This window comes from Wolbachia endosymbiont of Chrysomya megacephala (genome assembly GCF_008245065.1).
GTDB lineage: Bacteria > Pseudomonadota > Alphaproteobacteria > Rickettsiales > Anaplasmataceae > Wolbachia.
Genome location: NZ_CP021120.1, coordinates 867,620 through 885,778, shown reverse-complemented (window position 1 = coordinate 885,778; position 18,159 = coordinate 867,620). Strand labels below are relative to the sequence as shown.

The following is an 18,159-nucleotide window of genomic DNA, read 5'->3' as shown; positions in this document are numbered from 1 at the left end:
AGACTTTTATGGCAGAAAATGATAACGATAACTCGTTTACTAAGCGTTTTACAAATAGGACTTCTAATGAGACAAGAGGAGGTTTTTCCAGTAAGTATTCATCTCAAAATACCAAAGAACATGCACTAGGAGCAAAAGGAAAAATTTCTGAATTGGCAAACAAAAAAGCTGAAGCCAAGGAAGCTTTTTCTGAAAGTGGCGGCATAAAGAGTAAAAGCAGAACTATCAATGAAAGATCCTTTGCTGATGCAACAAGAAGAAGTAGATCAGATCTCATATATCTAGTTCGTGGTAAAGATCGAGGAAGATCAGCTTGGCACTATGTATTAGTTGATAAAGATAAAAGAGAAATGTTTCTGGCAAAAAGTAGAACTGGCTCTATAGATGTTGCAGATTATGGAGAGATTTTATATTCAGGATGGGGAGATGATCCACCACAGACGATAGTCGATAAAATCAATGAGGAGTTCGGATTGTAGTAAATCTGTTGTAAAAACGAGCAGTTGCTAATAAAATTTACTGTAAGTATACAACAGTAGCCATTTCGGTATCTTAATTGCTACCATATAGCGAGATAACTGTAAACCCAGAGCTATTGTAGACATAAGTTTTAGCTATATGGTATTTGAAGTAATAAATGCAATAAAAAATAATTTGTTAGCATGCTTTCCAACAGAGACAGTATATGCTCTTGCTTGTAATGCGCTAGGTAAAGAATCTATAGAAAAAATATACCGGATAAAGAAGCGTTCTCAAAACAAGCCACTCTCTATATTTGTTAGTGATGTTGATAGTTTGACAAATATAGCAAAGGTAAAAGAAGAATATATCAATTTAATAAACTACTTTTCTCCTGGACCAATGACCTATATTTTACCACTTCAAGATAACAGTATATTACCAAATGAGTTCTTTAAAGATAGTATAGGCATAAGAATTCCTGATCATCCTATTGCGATTTCAATATTAAATGAACTGAAAACTCCAGTAGTTGCAACTAGTATTAACATTTCAGGAGAAAAAAGTATATGCAAAGCAAGAGATATACCTCAGTCTATTAAGCAACACTTATCTGCAGTAATTGAAGATGATGAATTAGTTTCTGGTATAGAATCTACTATTATTGACTTAACTGGAGACAAGATTAAGGTTTTAAGAAAAGGTAAAATTTCATTACAAACAATAAATAACGAATTTTCAAACTAAGATCTATAGGAGAAAGAATGAAAAAGGTGATAGGCCACAACCAAGCAAAAAAAAAGATAATGAACAACTTGTCTGTTCAATCTTGGCTGATCTGTGGTAAAAAAGGCATAGGAAAAGCAACACTTGCACAATCCTTTTCTAATTGGTTTCTTATCAAAAATTACGATGAAGTAGCATTAGACTTACACATTGTTGAAGGTGATACAATAGGAGTGGAAAAGGTGAGAGAAATGAAAAATTTTCTGTACCTAAGCCCCATTCAATCAGAATATAAGATAGCTATAATAGATAGCTTGGAGGCAATGACTAGCAATGCTAAAAATGCAATATTAAAGATATTAGAGGAGCCGCCACAAAATTCTAAAATACTTATAATTAGCCATAAACTATATGATATACAAACCACCATCCGGTGTAGGTGCTTTCAGCTGAATTTACTTCCGTTAACTTACGATGAAACAAAGCAGGTTGTTTCATCTCAGTGTAAATTCGACGATAAAATATTTAGTGAGATCATTACTTTGTTTCCTGGAACTCCGGGAGTAATAATAAATGCAATAAACAGTGGTGCTTATGAGTCACATAAGCATTTTTATACATTTTTCCGTAATCTAAATAATTCTGATATAGTTAATAAAATAATTAATAGTGAAATTGAGCTAGAACTAGCATCACATATCATTCAAACCTCCATTTTAGAAAGTATAAAGAAAGAAGTAAATAATGTTGAAATTTTGCTAAGTCAATGGAAAGAAATAGATGAACTTTTCGTTGCTGCAAAGCAATTTCGCTTAGATAAAAAGCATGTTTTAGCTAATGTAGTTAACATCATGACACAAAAATATAATACTTTTAACATAAATTCATGATAAAATCCTGATAATTTAATACTTAAAGTATATAGTTTGACTGATAATAAATTAACTTTATGGCAATCAATAGAAGTTTTAACAAAAACCATATTGAACATGCAGAAAGAATTGAGTTTACTCAAGAATACAGCTTTAGACCAAGACGTCACTTTAGAAAAAGGGAAGGAGCTGTCAAGTGGTATCTATGAAGCAAATTTTAAGCTCAATAAGGCAATCAATATAGCTACTTTGCCAAAAATTGGCCATCGCATGCTCAGTGGCGAGTTAGTCATACTTAATCATATTACGAAAGAAGAAGTAAAGATTCCTAGAGATTTTCATTATCTTAAAGTTATTAAACTCAATCATGATGACTATAAACTAACGTTTTGTAATTTTTTAGGTAATGAGTTTTTTGAATATAAAAAGTATGATCCACAATATTCTGATCTTTCAGATGAATATAAATTCGTGGATTTTGGTAGTGTAAAAAAGACTAATAATCTAAAATTTAAGGAGTATGTTGGTCATGCACCTAAATTTTTTGCTGTAGAAGGTCTTATTGAGCCTGGATCTGAAAACCATGTAATTGATCTATTTGAGCTAGTCAGAGAAGGTAAAGGCAGAAAAGTGGGAACCCTTGCTGATGAATTTGGTTATTTTGATGATCAAAATAAATTACACTACTATAATTATCACAAAAGTGCAGAAAGTAATACTTATGATCCTGAAAGCTTCAGTGTAAAAATGATAAATTTAGATGTGAAGAAAATTGATAAATTTCATCTTATTGCAGAACAAGGTGATATAATCATTCATACTATTTTGGAAAATTTAGACATATTTTAAAGTTTTTTTAGAGTTATTATAATTAGGTTATGGAAGTTGAATCAGTAAAAAACAAAAGTTATTTCAGGAAAGCAGTAGAATGGTATTGCCACAGATACCTGTTCTGCGTTGTAGAAAGATCTTGGATGGCGTTAATAACGTTACTTCTCTTAGTATGTTTATTTTTATCATTACTAAACATATACCTATTACTTCCTGTTAAAAAAGATTTAAATTTTGTGAAGTACACGAACCACACAGAAGATGAGTTTTCTACAATACATAAACTTAGTTTTAGTAAAAAAGAAGATGAATACACTTCCATAGCAAGGTACTTGGTAAGTCAATACGTCGAAGCATACGAGTCCTCTCAGATCGTTGAATCAAAGTATCAAGAAAATTTTATAAAAAACAATTCTATATATAAAATCTATCAAGACTTTCAGGAAAAAGTAAACAATGAAGCTGTTTCATCCACAAAAAAAATTACCAACATAAACGTAACAACACTATCTATTGACCGATCGATCAAGGACTTAGTTAAATTTGCTGGAAATGCCACTGTACTTTTTGCAGCTGAGCAAAATAAGAAAATGAAAGACTATGCTGTGGAGGTTAGCTTTACTTTATCAAACATGAAAGCAACTCTAACTGGTATAATACCATTTAAATTTATTGTTAACGGCTATAAATACAGCTGATTACATTTAAAAAATTACTTGGTAGCTAAAAAAATAACTAAAGTGCATACAGCAGTAACAACTGGAGGTAAAATTAGAAGCATTGGTGTCTTTTTAATAAAATAATTTCTAGAAGGTTTTAAGAAAAAGGCATTGTAAATTATCGGTAAGAAGTATAGAGCGTTGAGTATAGTACTGACAATTAACACCAGAGCTACAAATACAGAAAGTGTTACATTACTAGAGTTAAAAACAGCTTGAAAAATGAAAAATTTGCTCCAAAAAGTCGGAGCAGGTGGTACCCCTATCATGGACAATGCACCTATAGTAAATGCTATCATACTAATTGGCATACTACGTCCTATACCGTGAATTCTATCTATGTATTTCTCACCTGTTTTCGTTATTATTGCTCCAGCAGTGAAAAATAAAGTGATTTTTGCAAATGCGTGGCAAACTAATTGAAAAATTGCAATCCTCATGCTAAATTCACTAAAAATTGAAGCGAACAATATAATATATGACAACTGAGAGATAGTAGAATAAGCAAGCAATTTCTTTAATTCCTTTTGCTTTAATGCAATTAACGATGCAGTAATAATAGTAAATCCAGCAGCGTACGGAAGCCATCCTCCAGCAAACCAACTTTGCTGTGCAAAACGTTGCATATTATCGATGCCAAAAGTGTATAATATAACTTTGATGATGATGAACACTCCTGATTTCACAACAGCAACAGCATGTAGTAGTGCGCTTACAGGAGTTGGTGCAACCATTGCTTTTGGCAACCAAAAATGCATTGGCATTAATGCAGCTTTTCCTATTCCATAAATCAGCATAGCAAAACACACTGCAATAAAAGTTATGAACGAAGTATCAAACTTGAATATTCCACCTCTTACAAAGTCTAAAGTATGGAATTCATTATATAAGAGACCTATTGCAGGAAAAAATAACACTAAAGAAGAGAAAAATAGTAAACCAAAGTAATAGCGTCCTGCAATTACTGATTCATTTGTTGAGTTGTGAGTAATCAGAGGGTATGTACTAATAGTTAGAAGCTCGTAAAAGACAAATGTAGTGAGCAAATCTCCAGAAAAAGCAATAAACATTGCACAGCTAATCGCTATTGAAAAAAAGCATAGAAAACTCGAGTAGTTACTATCAGCATAGTTATTTCGCATATAACATATTGCATATATACTGGTTAGTACCCACAAAAATGATATTAATAAACTGAATATTGCTCCACTAGACTCTAACTTTAAACTAATATGCAAATTATTACCAAAGTCCATGAGAATAAATTGAGAATGATCACCATACACCAAATATAAAGTGCATAGAGATGTATACGCAAATAGAAGCATAGAAGAAACAACAGTAATGCTATTGTTCACTCTGGGCCATTTACTAGTAAAAGAAATAGCTAATGCACTTAAAAGTGGGATCAACGCAGTAATTAACAAATAATTCTCAGTAATAAAAAGTGGCAAGGAAAGAGATATTAAAACAAAATCCATTAAGTAATTCATCTTTCTGTTTAGGTAAAGCTAAAATTATATTCAAGTTATAGAGAATTTGCTATTTTTTAGTTGTATATCGGAAGTGTTAAATAAACCATACGCATCAAGTTAAGAAAAAGTGGCGTAAGGAAGAAAGGAAATAAGAAAAAACTATTTTATATATTAAGTAATAAGGTTAGTAATTTATAGATCTTTCTAAAAAATCATCTTATCCTAGATAAGAATTTCCTAAAAAAATAAATGTAACAAATAAAATGCCAATCTTAAATATTGCTATGTTTCACGATAGCTTCTTAATTTGGCACGTATGGTTTGTTAAACACTTCCAGAATTACTCAAAACCGCTACAGACTATATCTTTCTGTATAATCTTTAAATGCACCTCTATTGGAGTCAAAATGTAGCTTCACACTGCCAATTGGCCCGTTTCTTTGTTTTGCAATGATCAGCTCTGCAATATTTCTAATTTTCTCCATTTTCTCTTGCCACTCTCGATGTTTATTACTTCCTTCATTTGGTTGCTTTCTTAATTCATAATATTCTTCTCTATAGAGGAACATTACTATATCTGCATCCTGCTCTATGCTTCCTGAATCACGTAAATCAGAAAGTTGTGGTTTTTTATCATCCCTTTGCTCAACAGAACGAGAGAGCTGTGATAGTGCAACAATGGGAATATTTAGTTCCTTTGCAATTGCTTTTAAACCCTGCGTCACTTCTGAGATTTCTTGCACTCTATTTTCACTACTCCTTTTTGTTGTTCCTCGAATTAATTGCAGATAATCTATAAATACCACCTCTACATTGTATAGTTGATATAGCAGTCGTATTCTGGTACGAAGGGCACTAATTGATAGAGCAGGAGTATCGTCTATTATGAAAGGTAATTCTGATAGATCTGTACTAGCATTAATGAATTCATGTAATTCAAAATCACTAATTCTCCCAGTCAGTGCCTTATAATAACCAATGCCTGAATCTATAGTAATCAATCTTGCGGTTAATTGCTCTGCTGACATTTCAAGTGAGAAAAAAGCTACGTAGTGTTGTTTATCTGTTCTTTTTTGCAAAATCTTACAAGCGTTAAGTGCGATGTTCAGTGCCAATGCTGTCTTTCCCATTGAGGGCCTTGCAGCTATAATTAACAGATCAGATTTCTGCAAACCACCAAGAAGCTGGTTTAGATCTTGAAGTCCGGTTGTAATACCTAGAGCCTCTGGGTTATTCTTCAGCTTGCTAATCTTCTCAACCACATCTTTAATTGAACTTGCAAGCTTTATGTATGTTTTCTCACCTTGCTTTTTTACTGCTAAATTGAACAATTTTGTCATTGCTTGCTCAATTTGTACCTGTGCAGGATTTTCGATGTCATAGTTATAACTATCGTCAATTGTCTCTTGTCCGAGCTTGATTAAGCATCTTCTTAAATAAGTATCACGGATTATTCTGGTCAAGCTATAGATATCAAGAGCAATACTTGCCTTCGCTGCAAGCTTTGCTAGGTACTCAACTCCACCACATTCGGCAAATGCTTTATCATTTTCAAAAAACATCTTAAGGCTTAGTTCATTGGCAACTATGCCGTGTTTTCTGGTTTTAGATATCTGGGTAAAAATGCTTTGATGTAGTGGATCGTAGAAATTGTCTGCTGCAATTATATCTTCAACTGCATCACAAATTCTATTATCACGAATCATTGCACCAATGAGCATTTGCTCTGCTTCTAAATTATGTGGCAATTTACATATTTCTTCTCTTGAATTAATAAGGTTAACTAATTCATTCATTTTAAGTTTTTAGAGTAATGATTGATTATTGTAGAATATTCAATCTCGACTTAAAAGAGAAAAAATTTGACTAATCCTGTGTTGCTTATAGCATTAAAATAGGCCCCTGTGGTGGAATGGTAGACACGGCAGACTCAAAATCTGTTGCTTGCAAGAGCATGCTGGTTCAAGTCCGGCCAGGGGCACTCAAACATTGGAAAGTGCTTTATGTTACACAAGTTTTTTAATCGTTCATTTGCCATTCTTTCTTCTATAAATGCTATTCAAAGGATAAAGAAAGATGAAAATGGAATATGTTACGTAACGGGACTTAGACGCTATTTGTCAGTGCTGCTTGATTTAATCATCATCGTTTTATTTTTACAGTTTTGCGGTCAGGCCTTAAATCAACTCTTTATGAGCTCGGAGAGCAGTAAAATATTAGGCCAAATTGCTGCAAAATATCAAATGCAGGTGCCACTATCTGCAGAGGAAACAGCAATGCAGAGTAAACTAATAAAGTTACTAGTTCTAAATCAGATAGTTCAATTTATTATGCTTTTTAGTTATGTAGCATATATGTGGATAAGATTTGGCGCTACACCTGGAAAATTCTTACTTGGACTTAGAGTTGTGAATGCACAAACTTTTGAAAAATTGACTCTGAAACAAGCAACAAAGAGGTTTTTTTCCTTCATATTGTCAACTGCACCATTATTCTTGGGTTTCATATGGGCAAGTTTCGATAAACGCTGCCAAACTTGGCACGATAAGATTGCAAATACAGCAGTTGTCACAAACAAAAGTCTTAAGTGTGATAAAATGAACTAAATTCGTTTAAAATAAGAAAATTTTAATAGTTTTATTGATAAATTTGATCAAATGCTTAATTAATGATATACTAAAATAGTAGGTAAAAAATATGCCAAGTATTACTCATGATCAAAGTATGGATTCTATTAGCGATAGTATTGTACATATTGATGATAATGAAATAAAAGAATGCGTAATTGAGGCACTAGAACCATTTAAGAACGAATTAGAAGCTCAAAGTTTTGACCTTAATGGGCTAGGAACTTCTGACCTAGTTAAAGCATGGAAGAAGATAGAAGATTTTAAAGGTGCTGAGTTAAAGGATGCTTCTGACCTTGCTGATCTGATAAAAGGGCAAATTGCAGAATTTGATGAAGAAAAATTATGGAAAATGTGTACCTTTAGCAAAATTTCCTATGGTGATGTGGATAGAAAATTAGAGAAAGGTAAATACAAAACTAAAAGGAAGTTTGAAGAAGAAGGTTATCAGATTATAAGATTTTACGATAATGAACTTATTGAAGATAAATATTGCTCAGATGTTGATTATAAATTAGAGCAACACGATGTTGGCTATGCTTTAACTGGTAAAAATTCATATAATCGAGATGCTGGTTATATTTTTATTAAAGATAACGAAGTAGATATAGCTTACCATGGCACTCGTGATTTAAATGATGTGAAGGAAGATCTGCGTGCTTCTTTAACTAAGTTGCCATTTTTGTCTGGAGATAATTATGTTCACTCTGGTTTTTACTCTCTATTCAAACGTTCTTGGCCCAGCGTACATAAAATATTACAAGGGCATGCTAATGATAAAGGATTAGCAATCAAAGATTTAAAAATCAATGTTACAGGCCATAGCATGGGAGGTGCTCTTGCTAGTATAACTGCTTTATGTCTTAATAAAACAGAAGGTGCTGAAGATGTTCATGTTGCAACTTTTGGCTCTCCAAGAGTGTTCTACAATGGTGCTGCTGAAGTTTACAATGAGTGTCTTGGACATAATACTATTAGAGTAGCTTGTCAATCAGATCCGGTACCATGTTTGCCACATGGTAATGCTGGTATGCACTATAAACATGTAGGTAAACCATTAAAATTAGAAACAGGTAAAACTCTGGAGTATTTAGAACTACACTATCATAAAATCGATACCTATTATAACCTTATTGAGAAAATAGAGCAGGAAAAATTTAAATCGGATAGCGAAGCATCTAAGTATCGTCATATTGCTTATATTTGTGGCCTATTTTACCATGCAGTTTTGTCATATGTTGATGTGGATGATAAGGAATTCTTTGAAGAAGTCAGAGAAGAAAATGAAGGCATTAAGCTTTCTGAGATACCAATTCAACGTGCTCCAAATTTAGAAGAGGAATTTAGACAAGGAAAACAAAAAGTAGCTCAGCTTACTAATGAAAAAATTCAACTAGAGGGAAGGTTAAATAGTATACAACAAAGTTTGGTTGGAAAAACTAAAGAGTTAGATGATGAAAAAGGAAAATTAACACAAGAACAACAGAAGACTAATCAACTCAATGATCAAGTAGATAAACTTACTGCAGAATTTAAAGGGACAAAAGATCAGCTTGCAGAAAACAAAGCAGAGTTGGATGAGCAAATTAGCAAAGTAACTAGGCTTAACGGTACTGTAGAAAAACTTGAAGAAACAAATGCTGGATTAGAAAGAAAGAATAGTAATCTGACTAATCAACTGAAGAAGCTTGAGAAAGCAAAAACTAAGCTAGAAGAAAAGGTAGAATGTGCAGAAAAAGAGCTAAAGGATGCTAGAGCTCAATTCAGAGAGAGTGAGGGAGGGCTAAGGGAAGTAAAAGCTCAACTTGAACAGGAAAATAGTAATTTGTCTAGTCAAGCAAGGGAGCTTGAAAGGAAATGTGAGCAAACAGAAGTTCAACTTGTAGCATCAAAGCAAAAATTAGCTGAAGAAACTAGTAAAGTCATGCAACTTAGCAAAGAATCTAATGAAGCAAGAGCTCAGCTTGAAAAGAAGAAAAAAGAGATTGGAAGGCTAAAAGATCAAGTAGATCAAATGACTATACAAAACAATCAATTGGAAGGGCGGCTGGATGATGCAAAGCAAGGTCTAATTGATAAAACTGATGAAGTAACCCGATTAACACAGGTTGCTGATACGCTAAATGGTCGGGTAGCTCAATTGACTACACAAAATGATCAGTTGGAAGGGCAGCTGAATGATGCAAGACAATCGTTCGCTGATCAAATAATGCAACGCGAAAATGAAAATAACGACTTAAAGACAAAGCTGCAAGAAATTGAAAACAAAAGTGAAGTACTAGAGAAGAGTCTACAGAAGCAATTTGAAAGCAAGAATGAAGAGCTAAGTGAAAAATTCTTGAAAGCAAGAACTTACAGTAAAAGGCAAGGTAATTATGCTTCTGTTTCTTTTGTATTATCTGGAGCACTTGCTGTTGGTACAAGTCTAACAATGGTTCATTTAGCAATGTGTGTTTCGCTTGCTGTAGCTGCATTAACTTTTCTTGCAGTAGGATGTTACTGTTCTTATAACGCAAATACCGCACTTAATAACGTTGAAATCGAAAATGGTAGTTATAGAATAGCTGCTTGAGTATTAATTTAAATATTCTTTATTGCTAGTTTTATATCATCACTTTAATTTGGTTGTATTTTACTAAAAAAACTTTAGATTTATTTTATAATCGATACTCAAATATGATTTGGAATTTATTGCAGACAGGGCAAAAGGAAGGCTATAAAATTGCGTATACCAATGCTCGTATTATTGACCCGGAAACTAAACTTGATATAAAAGGTTCATTATTGACTGAAGGGGGTAAAATTGTTGATTTTGGCGAATCATTATTTTCAACAAGTGGAGTTGATGAAATAATAGACTGTAAAGGGCTTGTTCTAATGCCAGGCCTTATTGACATTCACGTACATTTTCGTGAACCAGGTCAAGAGCATAAAGAAACTATACATACAGGCAGCAAATCTGCAGCTGCAGGGGGCGTTACAACTGTAGTTTGTCAGCCAAACACTGTTCCAGCGATTGATAGTGTTGTCTTGGCTCAGTATTTGAAATATAGAGCATTTGAAACTTCGCATGTGAATGTGGAATTTTACGCTAAAATCACCACTTCGGAAGAAAAATTAACTGAAATGGCACTCTTAAAGGAAGCAGGTGCAGTTGGTTTCACCGATGATGGTATGCCAGTTATGAATCCAATGATTATGAGACAGGCACTGCTTTATTCAAGTATGCTTGGTGTTCCTATTGCTCAACACGCAGAGGATTTAAATCTATCTGCTGGTGGCGCAATCAATGCAGGTAAAATTTCTGAAGAATTGGGAATAAAGGGAATCTTGAGTGCGTCAGAGTCGGTTATGGTAAATCGTGATATACTGCTAATGAAGGACATAGAAAATGTACACTACCATATTTTACATGTCTCTTCAAAAGATTCACTTGATGCTATTAAACGTGCAAAAGATTTGGGATTAAATGTTACATGTGAAGTAACTCCTCATCACTTTACTTTAACTGAAGATATAGTAAAACAACACGGAGCAATCGCAAAAATGAACCCGCCGCTTCGCACTGAAGAGGATCGTTTAGCTATGATTGAAGGTTTAAGGACAGGTGTGATTGATTGCATTGCAACCGATCATGCTCCGCATGATCTTAGTTCTAAAGATTTGCCACTTGAAAATGCTGCATTTGGTATTGTTGGCCTTGAAACAATGCTGCCCATTTCACTTGAACTATATCACAGTGGACAAATGGGTCTACTTGATGTGCTTGCAAAATTGACATATAAGCCTGCAGATATCATACATGTGCCACGTGGCCGCATACAGAAAAACCTTGCAGCGGACTTAATTTTAGTTGATTTGGATCATGAATGGAAAATTAAAGTTGACAACTTTGCTAGTAAATCAAAAAATTCCCCTTTCGATGGACGCAAAGTGAAAGGGCGCGTAATACGTACCGTTGTGTCTGGCAAAACTGTATATTTACAGAAGGATTAGTTATCATACAGTTGCGTTCTCAATTTCAATCAATTGTAAATATTCAATATAAGTGGTAAAATATAGCCACTGAATAAAAAATATATGCTAATTAGTACGACATCGGAGCTGGAGAATGCATGTGAAGAATTGATGGCAAAAGATCCAAAATTTATAGCAGTGGACACAGAGTTTATTAGAAACAATTTAACCTACTATCCTAGATTATCACTAATTCAAATTTCTTACGGAGAGAAGAGTTTTATTGTAGATGTGTTAGTACCGGGAATTGACTTATCGCTTATTAAGAAAATAATGCTGAATCGAGAAATAACCAAAGTTTTTCATAGTTGTCGGCAAGACATAGAATCCTTACTCACCGTGCTTAAATGTGTTCCTACTCCCATTTTTGATACCCAAGTTGCTGCTATGTTTTGTCATTATTATCACGACTTTATTGGTTATTCAAAAGTAGTAGAGCAATATCAGGGGGTAGCGCTGGATAAAATTAAAGCTAAAAATTCAGATTGGTTAAAACGGCCATTATCTGAGGATCAATTAGATTATGCAGTAAATGACGTGATACACCTATATGACCTACACCAAATATTGTGCAATAAACTTGAAGAAAATAATAGGATGGGCTGGTTTCAAGAAGAGATGGAATCAATAGTTGATGTCAATAAGTATTTGCATAATCCAAAAGATGCATGGAAGAGGATTAAATTTAATTATGAAGCAAATCCAAGGTTGATGTTAACTGTTAAAGCAGTTAGTGAGTGGCAAGAGACCTTAGCACAGCGTTACAATATAAATCGTAATAAGGTAGTCAATAATGCCGTAATAACTGGTTTAATTGAAAAAAACGTGGAACATATTGATGACATTTTAGATGACCTTAAGAGAAACACAAAAAATATAAAAGAGGAAGATTTATTAGAATTTATAGATATTTTCAATGAGAATGAGAAGGAATTTGTGCAGCAAAATTATACTCTGTCGGATAATTATGATAAATCTGTCTTTGATATACTCTCGATTATTTTAGAGAGCAAATGTAAGGAAAATAACATATCGAGAAAGTTAGTTTCGTCAAAAGATGAGTTAGCTGGATCAATATCTGGGAAGATAGATAAATTGTTCAAGGGATGGAGATATGATTTTTTCGGCAGATCAGTAGAATCGTTTTTGAATGCAGGCTCAAGGTTTGAAATTTTAATGGTAAAATCTGCTGATAGTACAGCTAAAATTCGGAGTAATCTTGTGGAGAATAACCGTATCACGTGTTGAGGTCTAACGAGTTTATTATATCTTTCACTTGAGAAAGAACATTTGCGCTGGTATCGATGATAAAGTCGCTCATTTGCTTTTTTTCTTCAATAGGGAGCTGAATACTAGACATTAGATCCAGCTTTTTTTTATCCATATTACGCTCACTAATCCTTTGAGCTTGCACAACGCTATCTGCATGGATAAAAACAATAAAATCGCAATACAAATGGAATCTCGTTTCCAGCAGGAGTGGAATGTCTAGAACTAGAAGTTTTCTGTTGTTTTCTTTCTCATGAGCAATAAAAAATTCTAATTCATTTTGCACAGCGGAATGTACTAAAGACTGGAATTGCTTCCAATTTTCATCATGTGCTAAAAAATATTTAGACAATACTGTTCTATCAATTTTTCCATTTACTACTACCCCAGGAAATTTTTCTTCTGCATAACTTATTATGTTTTTGTCCACTTTATAAAGCTGGTGTACGACAGAGTCAGCATCAAACAAAGCGGCACCAAATTCTTTAAAGCAATTGGCTACAAAGCTCTTTCCGACTGCAATTCCACCTGTTAGACCTATTATCATATATCAAAGACTTCTTAAAAAGAATATGTGTCGTAGCTGTTATGTCTACTTAAAACTGAATTTGTGTGCATTAAAAGAAAAGCTATTATTTTTTTAGCAATCAAGTAAAATAGAGTGAAAGATTAAGAGGAAATTTTGAAAAATAAGATAAAAAAGATAGCAATTTCAGGGAAGGAAGTATGGCCAATCATCGAGGGCGGCAAAGGCATTGCAGTCAGTGATGGAAGGTCAAGTGGAGCATTCGCTGCAGCAGATGCTGTTGGTACGTTTTCTGGTGCAAATGCTAAACTTATCGATGACAATGGCGAGCTGGTACCACTAATTTATAAAGGTAAAACAAGAAATGAAAAGCACGAAGAGTTAATTAAGTATAGTATTGAGGCTGGAGTTAGTCAAGCAAAAATAGCGAATGAAATATCAAAGGGTCGTGGAAGAATACATATGAACGTGCTTTGGGAAATGGGAGCAGCAGAACAAGTCCTTCATGGCATATTAGAAAAAGCAAAAGGCTTAGTTCATGGCATCACTTGCGGTGCTGGTATGCCTTACAGGCTTGGAGAAATTGCAGCTAAATATCAAGTTTATTACTACCCTATTATCTCATCGGCGCGCGCTTTTAAAGCGTTGTGGAAACGTGCTTACCAAAAAATATCTTCTTTTTTACTTGGTGGAGTAGTATATGAGGATCCGTGGCTTGCTGGTGGTCACAATGGCTTGAGTAATAGTGAAGATCCGGAATTACTACAGGCTCCATTTGAAAGAGTTGCAGAGCTTAGGTCTTTCATGAACGAAATTGGTCTTGCTGAAACGCCAATTGTTATGGCAGGGGGAGTGTGGCATTTAAAGGATTGGGAACATTGGTTTGAAAATTCACAAATCGGACCAATAGCTTTTCAATTTGGTACTCGTCCGCTTTTGACGAAAGAAAGCCCGATTTCTACAGAGTGGAAAAAGAAATTACTCACTTTAGAAGAAGGTGACGTATTTTTAAACAAATTTAGTCCGACAGGATTTTACTCATCTGCAGTAAGAAATAGCTTCATATATGAGCTACAGGAACGAAATTCACGTCAAATGAAATTTTCAGAAAATGTGAGTGGAGAGTTTAATAATGAATTTGCAATGGGTAGCAGAGGTAGAAAGATTTACCTCACTGCAAAAGACAAAGAGCTAGCAAATGCATGGATTAAAGCAGGGTATACAGAGGTAATGAAAACTCCAGATACAACTGTTATTTTTGTGACACCAGGCAAATTTGCGGAAATAAGACAAGATCAAATTAATTGCATGGGATGTTTAAGCCATTGTCTGTTTAGCAATTGGAAAGATCATGGTGACCATTCAACAGGGCGAAAGCCAGACCCACGGAGTTTCTGTATACAAAAGACACTGCAAAACATTGTACATGACGGCAATGTTGAAAATGAACTCATGTTTTCTGGACACAATGTGTACAGATTTAAGCAAGACCCATTTTATGAGAATGGCTACGTACCGACAGTAAAAGAATTGGTGGAAAGGATATTAACTGGGTATTAGGGTATGGTTGAATTGACAAGAAAACGTTACTCTGTTATAATAATTCTTTATTAATTTAATCTTAATTCTGGGGGAATTTTTATGCGTGATAGTGTTTTAAAAAGGTATGCACTTGCCTATATAAAAGAAAATGGCAGTGACAATGGTGTTCAAGAATTTTTATGTTTTTGTGCTATGCAAAATATTGAGAACTGGAGTGATAAAATTTTTGAAGATACGTATAAGGGATTTAAGCGCAGTAATCCAACTAATGATCAGCACAGTACAGAATATGATAGAAGCAATAGGCAACAAACTACAGGCCCTCAAGTCACGCACGTACATATAAACGATAATAGAGGTTTAGATTTTTGGGATTATTTACTACTTAGCAACCTGTTTGGTGGTCGTACTACAGTTATAAATAACCCTGGTTTTGATACTGTTAGCTACCAAAGCAGAGAAGATAAGAAAAAAGACTCAGAAGACAGCAGGAAATTATTAGCTTTAGGGATAGTAGCTGTAGTTGCGTGTGTTGCTTTCCATGCTTTAATGTGTGTTTGGTACAACAGCAGCGAAAAAACGGCTAGAAAGTCAGACAAAATAGATTATCTAGATAGTCAACTTAAAATGTTCAAAAATATAGAATTTGCAGTTGGTGCAATTTCTTTAGCAGCTTTGATAGGTTGCGCTATTAACCCAGTCTTACCAGTTTGGGGTTTAGTCATTCTTGGCATTAATTCTCTTGTGTGTCTTGCTGGTGGTGTGGCTTTTCATATGAAACATAAGAAAGAGTCAGAAAATATTAAGAAGGCTGAAGAAGCGGTAATTAACTATCATAAATCAGAACCTGGATATGATTTGGGAGATTCTTCTAATCTTGAACCACCACCTCCTTACTCTCCTCAAGATCCTAATACTGCTCCAAGTGCTCCTTCTTATGATGGCACACCTGGGTATGCATTTGGTGATCCTAATGCGACACAACAGTTTGGAGGTTGTGCTGCTAAACCATAAGTTACTAATCGAGGATACCGCTGCAACGCGCAGCGGTATAATGGATTTTCAGATTGCTTGTCTGGTAGGATATGTATTGATTTTTATTACTAGTGCAGATACGATAAAGCTTTAAACTAGTACAAAATGGAGCAATTTGAGAGCTTTTACATCACTACGCCAATATATTACGTAAACGACAAGCCACATATCGGCCACGCATATACTTCCCTTATCTGTGATGTTGCAGCTAGATTTATGAAATTAGCTGGAAAGAACGTCAAATTTACTACTGGTACAGATGAACATGGACAAAAAATTGAAAAAGCAGCTAAAACAAAGGGAATAGAGCCAAAAGAATTTACAGATGAAATAAGTGTTACGTTCAGAAAATTAGCTGAGCTAATGAACTTTGATTATGATGATTTTATTCGCACCACAGAAGAACGTCATGAAAAAGCAGTTATAGCTCTGTGGAATAGGCTTGAAGAGAGAGGGCAAATATATCTGGATTCTTACTCAGGTTGGTATTCAGTTCGTGATGAAGCGTTTTATCAGGAATCAGAGTTGATATATGGCAGAGCGCCAACAGGTGCTGAAGTTCAGTGGATAAAAGAAGAGAGCTACTTTTTTCGTTTATCAAGTTGGCAAAATAAATTACTAGAGTTATACGAAAATCAGCCGAATTTCATCTTTCCTGAGAGCAGAAAAAACGAGGTGGTATCGTTTGTAAAATCAGGACTTACTGACCTTTCGATTTCTCGTACTAGTTTTAATTGGGGAATAAAAGTACCAGAGAATGACAAGCACGTAATTTATGTTTGGATAGATGCGCTCACTAACTATCTCACATCAATAGGCTTTCCTAATATAGAAGATGAGGAATATAAGAAGTTTTGGACAAACTCCTTCAACATTCATGTGATCGGTAAAGACATATTGCGTTTTCACGCTGTATACTGGCCAGCTATTCTTCTTGCAGCAGATTTACCACTGCCAAAGCAAATTGCAGTTCATGGTTGGTGGCTAAACGAGGGGGAAAAAATATCCAAATCCCTTGGTAACGTTATAGATCCAATTAATCTTGCAGAAGAGTTTGGTGTTGATCAACTACGCTATTTTCTCCTTCGGGAAGCAAGTTTCGGTCAAGATGGTAATTTCAGTAAGAAGAACATGATCAGCCGCATAAACTCAGAGCTGGCAAACAATATAGGCAATTTAGTGCAAAGAACAATTTCATTTCTGCACAAGCAATGCTTTGGAGTTGTACCAGTGGTCGATCGCAATTTGCTTAAAGATGATGAGAGTTTACAAAATTGCAAAGCCATAATTGATCAAGTAATGGATCATCTATCAAAGTATGAATTTAACCAGATTATACTCCTGATTATCAATATCTCTTCCAAGGCCAATGCTTACATAGATAAAAGTGCACCCTGGACACTCAGTAAAACCGATAGAGAGCGCATGAATTTAGTGATTTATAAATTACTCGAATATATCAGAATAATTGGTATTTTATTGCAGCCAATTGTTCCAAAGTCAGCAGAAATAATACTTGACCAATTACAGACTCCAAAAGAACAACGTGATTTAAAATCTCTGTGCAACGCATGTGTAAGCTTAGGTGTTACATTACCTAAGCCTACGCCGATTTTTTTGAGGTTTGATATTTAAAGAACCCTTAGTAAACCAGGCTGAATTGGTCGTTGTGTAGTTAATTTGCTTAGTTCAACAGAATCAACAAAGGTACCTTGCTGTTTTGATGTGTTTATACCGTTGTCTACTTTGGAAGAAATGACTTTATTTTTGTTTTGATCAAGCTGCTTTATGATCTCGGCTACAGGAGGATTTGATGAATCTTCTACCTCACCTGGTTTTGTTGAAGAAGAAGCTGAATATGGATAATTATCCCTATTCTTCATTTTCTCTTGTTTTATATTATCACACTGAAAAGACATAGAATCTTGGGATGTATCCCACTCTTCATCATCAGATACATTACTACTATTGCTCAATAAATTATTACTAGGGCTATTTAGTAATGGATTTTCACTGGACATTATATTCTTTAATACTATTGGTAAGTTTAGCGGTTTTACG

The 18,159-nt window shown here is 34.4% G+C and carries 16 protein-coding genes and 1 tRNA gene; 13 read left to right on the top strand and 4 right to left on the bottom strand.

Annotated elements, in window-relative coordinates:
- Positions 1–8: 8 nt before the first annotated feature.
- From CAI20_RS04310 to CAI20_RS04290, 5 genes are all read left to right on the top strand, one after another.
- A complete protein-coding gene (locus CAI20_RS04310; protein WP_019236353.1) occupies positions 9–479 on the top strand; it encodes a hypothetical protein in 471 nt (156 codons plus the stop codon).
- Between the two features lie 139 nt (positions 480–618).
- The gene (locus tag CAI20_RS04305; protein ID WP_007302717.1) at positions 619–1,206 is read left to right on the top strand and encodes an L-threonylcarbamoyladenylate synthase; all 588 of its coding nucleotides are present in this window, start codon (positions 619–621) and stop codon (positions 1,204–1,206) included.
- Positions 1,207–1,223: 17 nt separating this feature from the next.
- Positions 1,224–2,075: a DNA polymerase III subunit delta' gene (locus CAI20_RS04300; protein ID WP_007302718.1), complete on the top strand. Its 852-nt coding sequence runs from the start codon at positions 1,224–1,226 to the stop codon at positions 2,073–2,075.
- A gap of 36 nt (positions 2,076–2,111) precedes the next feature.
- A complete protein-coding gene (locus CAI20_RS04295) occupies positions 2,112–2,906 on the top strand; it encodes a hypothetical protein (protein WP_019078583.1) in 795 nt (264 codons plus the stop codon).
- Positions 2,907–2,935: 29 nt separating this feature from the next.
- Entirely contained in the window at positions 2,936–3,586 is a 651-nt protein-coding gene (locus CAI20_RS04290) for a VirB8/TrbF family protein (protein WP_007302720.1), read from the top strand.
- Positions 3,587–3,600: 14 nt separating this feature from the next.
- On the opposite strand, the gene CAI20_RS04285 is transcribed toward CAI20_RS04290, so the two are convergent.
- Positions 3,601–5,100 carry a proton-conducting transporter transmembrane domain-containing protein gene (locus tag CAI20_RS04285; protein ID WP_372436128.1) on the bottom strand — a complete coding sequence of 500 codons (1,500 nt, stop codon included), beginning with the start codon at positions 5,098–5,100 and terminating at the stop codon, positions 3,601–3,603.
- Positions 5,101–5,435: 335 nt separating this feature from the next.
- Positions 5,436–6,878, bottom strand: coding sequence for a replicative DNA helicase (locus CAI20_RS04280; protein ID WP_007302722.1), 1,443 nt, complete (start codon positions 6,876–6,878; stop codon positions 5,436–5,438).
- A 102-nt stretch (positions 6,879–6,980) separates the two neighbouring features.
- On the opposite strand from CAI20_RS04280, the gene CAI20_RS04275 reads away from it, so the two are divergent.
- The 5 genes from CAI20_RS04275 (at position 6,981) to CAI20_RS04255 (ending at position 12,974) form a co-directional block, all read left to right on the top strand.
- A tRNA-Leu gene (locus tag CAI20_RS04275) sits at positions 6,981–7,063 on the top strand.
- Between the two features lie 22 nt (positions 7,064–7,085).
- Positions 7,086–7,688 carry an RDD family protein gene (locus CAI20_RS04270; RefSeq protein WP_007302723.1) on the top strand — a complete coding sequence of 201 codons (603 nt, stop codon included), beginning with the start codon at positions 7,086–7,088 and terminating at the stop codon, positions 7,686–7,688.
- Positions 7,689–7,779: 91 nt separating this feature from the next.
- Positions 7,780–10,281, top strand: a complete 2,502-nt coding sequence (locus CAI20_RS04265) for a lipase family protein (protein ID WP_019236352.1) — start codon at positions 7,780–7,782, stop codon at positions 10,279–10,281.
- Between the two features lie 104 nt (positions 10,282–10,385).
- Positions 10,386–11,705 (top strand): dihydroorotase, encoded by a 1,320-nt coding sequence (locus CAI20_RS04260; protein ID WP_149168858.1) that lies wholly within the window; start codon positions 10,386–10,388, stop codon positions 11,703–11,705.
- An 84-nt stretch (positions 11,706–11,789) separates the two neighbouring features.
- Complete coding sequence (locus CAI20_RS04255; protein ID WP_012481740.1) at positions 11,790–12,974, top strand: ribonuclease D; 1,185 nt, start codon at positions 11,790–11,792, stop codon at positions 12,972–12,974.
- Here the strand turns inward: CAI20_RS04255 and coaE are convergent.
- On the bottom strand, positions 12,964–13,542 hold the full coding sequence (gene coaE / locus CAI20_RS04250) for a dephospho-CoA kinase (RefSeq protein ID WP_007302729.1): 579 nt from the start codon (positions 13,540–13,542) through the stop codon (positions 12,964–12,966). The two genes, CAI20_RS04255 and coaE, sit on opposite strands and share 11 nt — an antisense overlap.
- Positions 13,543–13,677: 135 nt before the next feature.
- Here coaE and CAI20_RS04245 point away from each other — a divergent pair, with 135 nt between their 5' ends.
- The 3 genes from CAI20_RS04245 (at position 13,678) to metG (ending at position 17,733) form a co-directional block, all read left to right on the top strand.
- The gene (locus tag CAI20_RS04245) at positions 13,678–15,081 is read left to right on the top strand and encodes an NAD(P)H-dependent flavin oxidoreductase (RefSeq protein ID WP_007302730.1); all 1,404 of its coding nucleotides are present in this window, start codon (positions 13,678–13,680) and stop codon (positions 15,079–15,081) included.
- Positions 15,082–15,162: 81 nt separating this feature from the next.
- Positions 15,163–16,077 (top strand): DUF1129 domain-containing protein, encoded by a 915-nt coding sequence (locus CAI20_RS04240; protein ID WP_149168857.1) that lies wholly within the window; start codon positions 15,163–15,165, stop codon positions 16,075–16,077.
- A 126-nt stretch (positions 16,078–16,203) separates the two neighbouring features.
- Complete coding sequence (gene metG, locus CAI20_RS04235) at positions 16,204–17,733, top strand: methionine--tRNA ligase (RefSeq protein WP_019236350.1); 1,530 nt, start codon at positions 16,204–16,206, stop codon at positions 17,731–17,733.
- On the opposite strand, the gene CAI20_RS06675 is transcribed toward metG, so the two are convergent.
- The gene (locus tag CAI20_RS06675) at positions 17,730–18,119 is read right to left on the bottom strand and encodes a hypothetical protein (RefSeq protein WP_246111568.1); all 390 of its coding nucleotides are present in this window, start codon (positions 18,117–18,119) and stop codon (positions 17,730–17,732) included. The genes metG and CAI20_RS06675 overlap by 4 nt on opposite strands.
- Positions 18,120–18,159 lie beyond the last annotated feature (40 nt).

Coding starts and splice junctions, on each gene's coding strand:
- CAI20_RS04310 (WP_019236353.1), top strand. CDS start 9: ATGGCAGAAAATGATAACGATAACTCGTTTACTAAGCGTTTTACAAAT.
- CAI20_RS04305 (WP_007302717.1), top strand. CDS start 619: ATGGTATTTGAAGTAATAAATGCAATAAAAAATAATTTGTTAGCATGC.
- CAI20_RS04300 (WP_007302718.1), top strand. CDS start 1,224: ATGAAAAAGGTGATAGGCCACAACCAAGCAAAAAAAAAGATAATGAAC.
- CAI20_RS04290 (WP_007302720.1), top strand. CDS start 2,936: ATGGAAGTTGAATCAGTAAAAAACAAAAGTTATTTCAGGAAAGCAGTA.
- CAI20_RS04285 (WP_372436128.1), bottom strand. CDS start 5,100: ATGAATTACTTAATGGATTTTGTTTTAATATCTCTTTCCTTGCCACTT.
- CAI20_RS04280 (WP_007302722.1), bottom strand. CDS start 6,878: ATGAATGAATTAGTTAACCTTATTAATTCAAGAGAAGAAATATGTAAA.
- CAI20_RS04270 (WP_007302723.1), top strand. CDS start 7,086: ATGTTACACAAGTTTTTTAATCGTTCATTTGCCATTCTTTCTTCTATA.
- CAI20_RS04265 (WP_019236352.1), top strand. CDS start 7,780: ATGCCAAGTATTACTCATGATCAAAGTATGGATTCTATTAGCGATAGT.
- CAI20_RS04260 (WP_149168858.1), top strand. CDS start 10,386: ATGATTTGGAATTTATTGCAGACAGGGCAAAAGGAAGGCTATAAAATT.
- CAI20_RS04255 (WP_012481740.1), top strand. CDS start 11,790: ATGCTAATTAGTACGACATCGGAGCTGGAGAATGCATGTGAAGAATTG.
- coaE (WP_007302729.1), bottom strand. CDS start 13,542: ATGATAATAGGTCTAACAGGTGGAATTGCAGTCGGAAAGAGCTTTGTA.
- CAI20_RS04240 (WP_149168857.1), top strand. CDS start 15,163: ATGCGTGATAGTGTTTTAAAAAGGTATGCACTTGCCTATATAAAAGAA.
- metG (WP_019236350.1), top strand. CDS start 16,204: ATGGAGCAATTTGAGAGCTTTTACATCACTACGCCAATATATTACGTA.
- CAI20_RS06675 (WP_246111568.1), bottom strand. CDS start 18,119: ATGTCCAGTGAAAATCCATTACTAAATAGCCCTAGTAATAATTTATTG.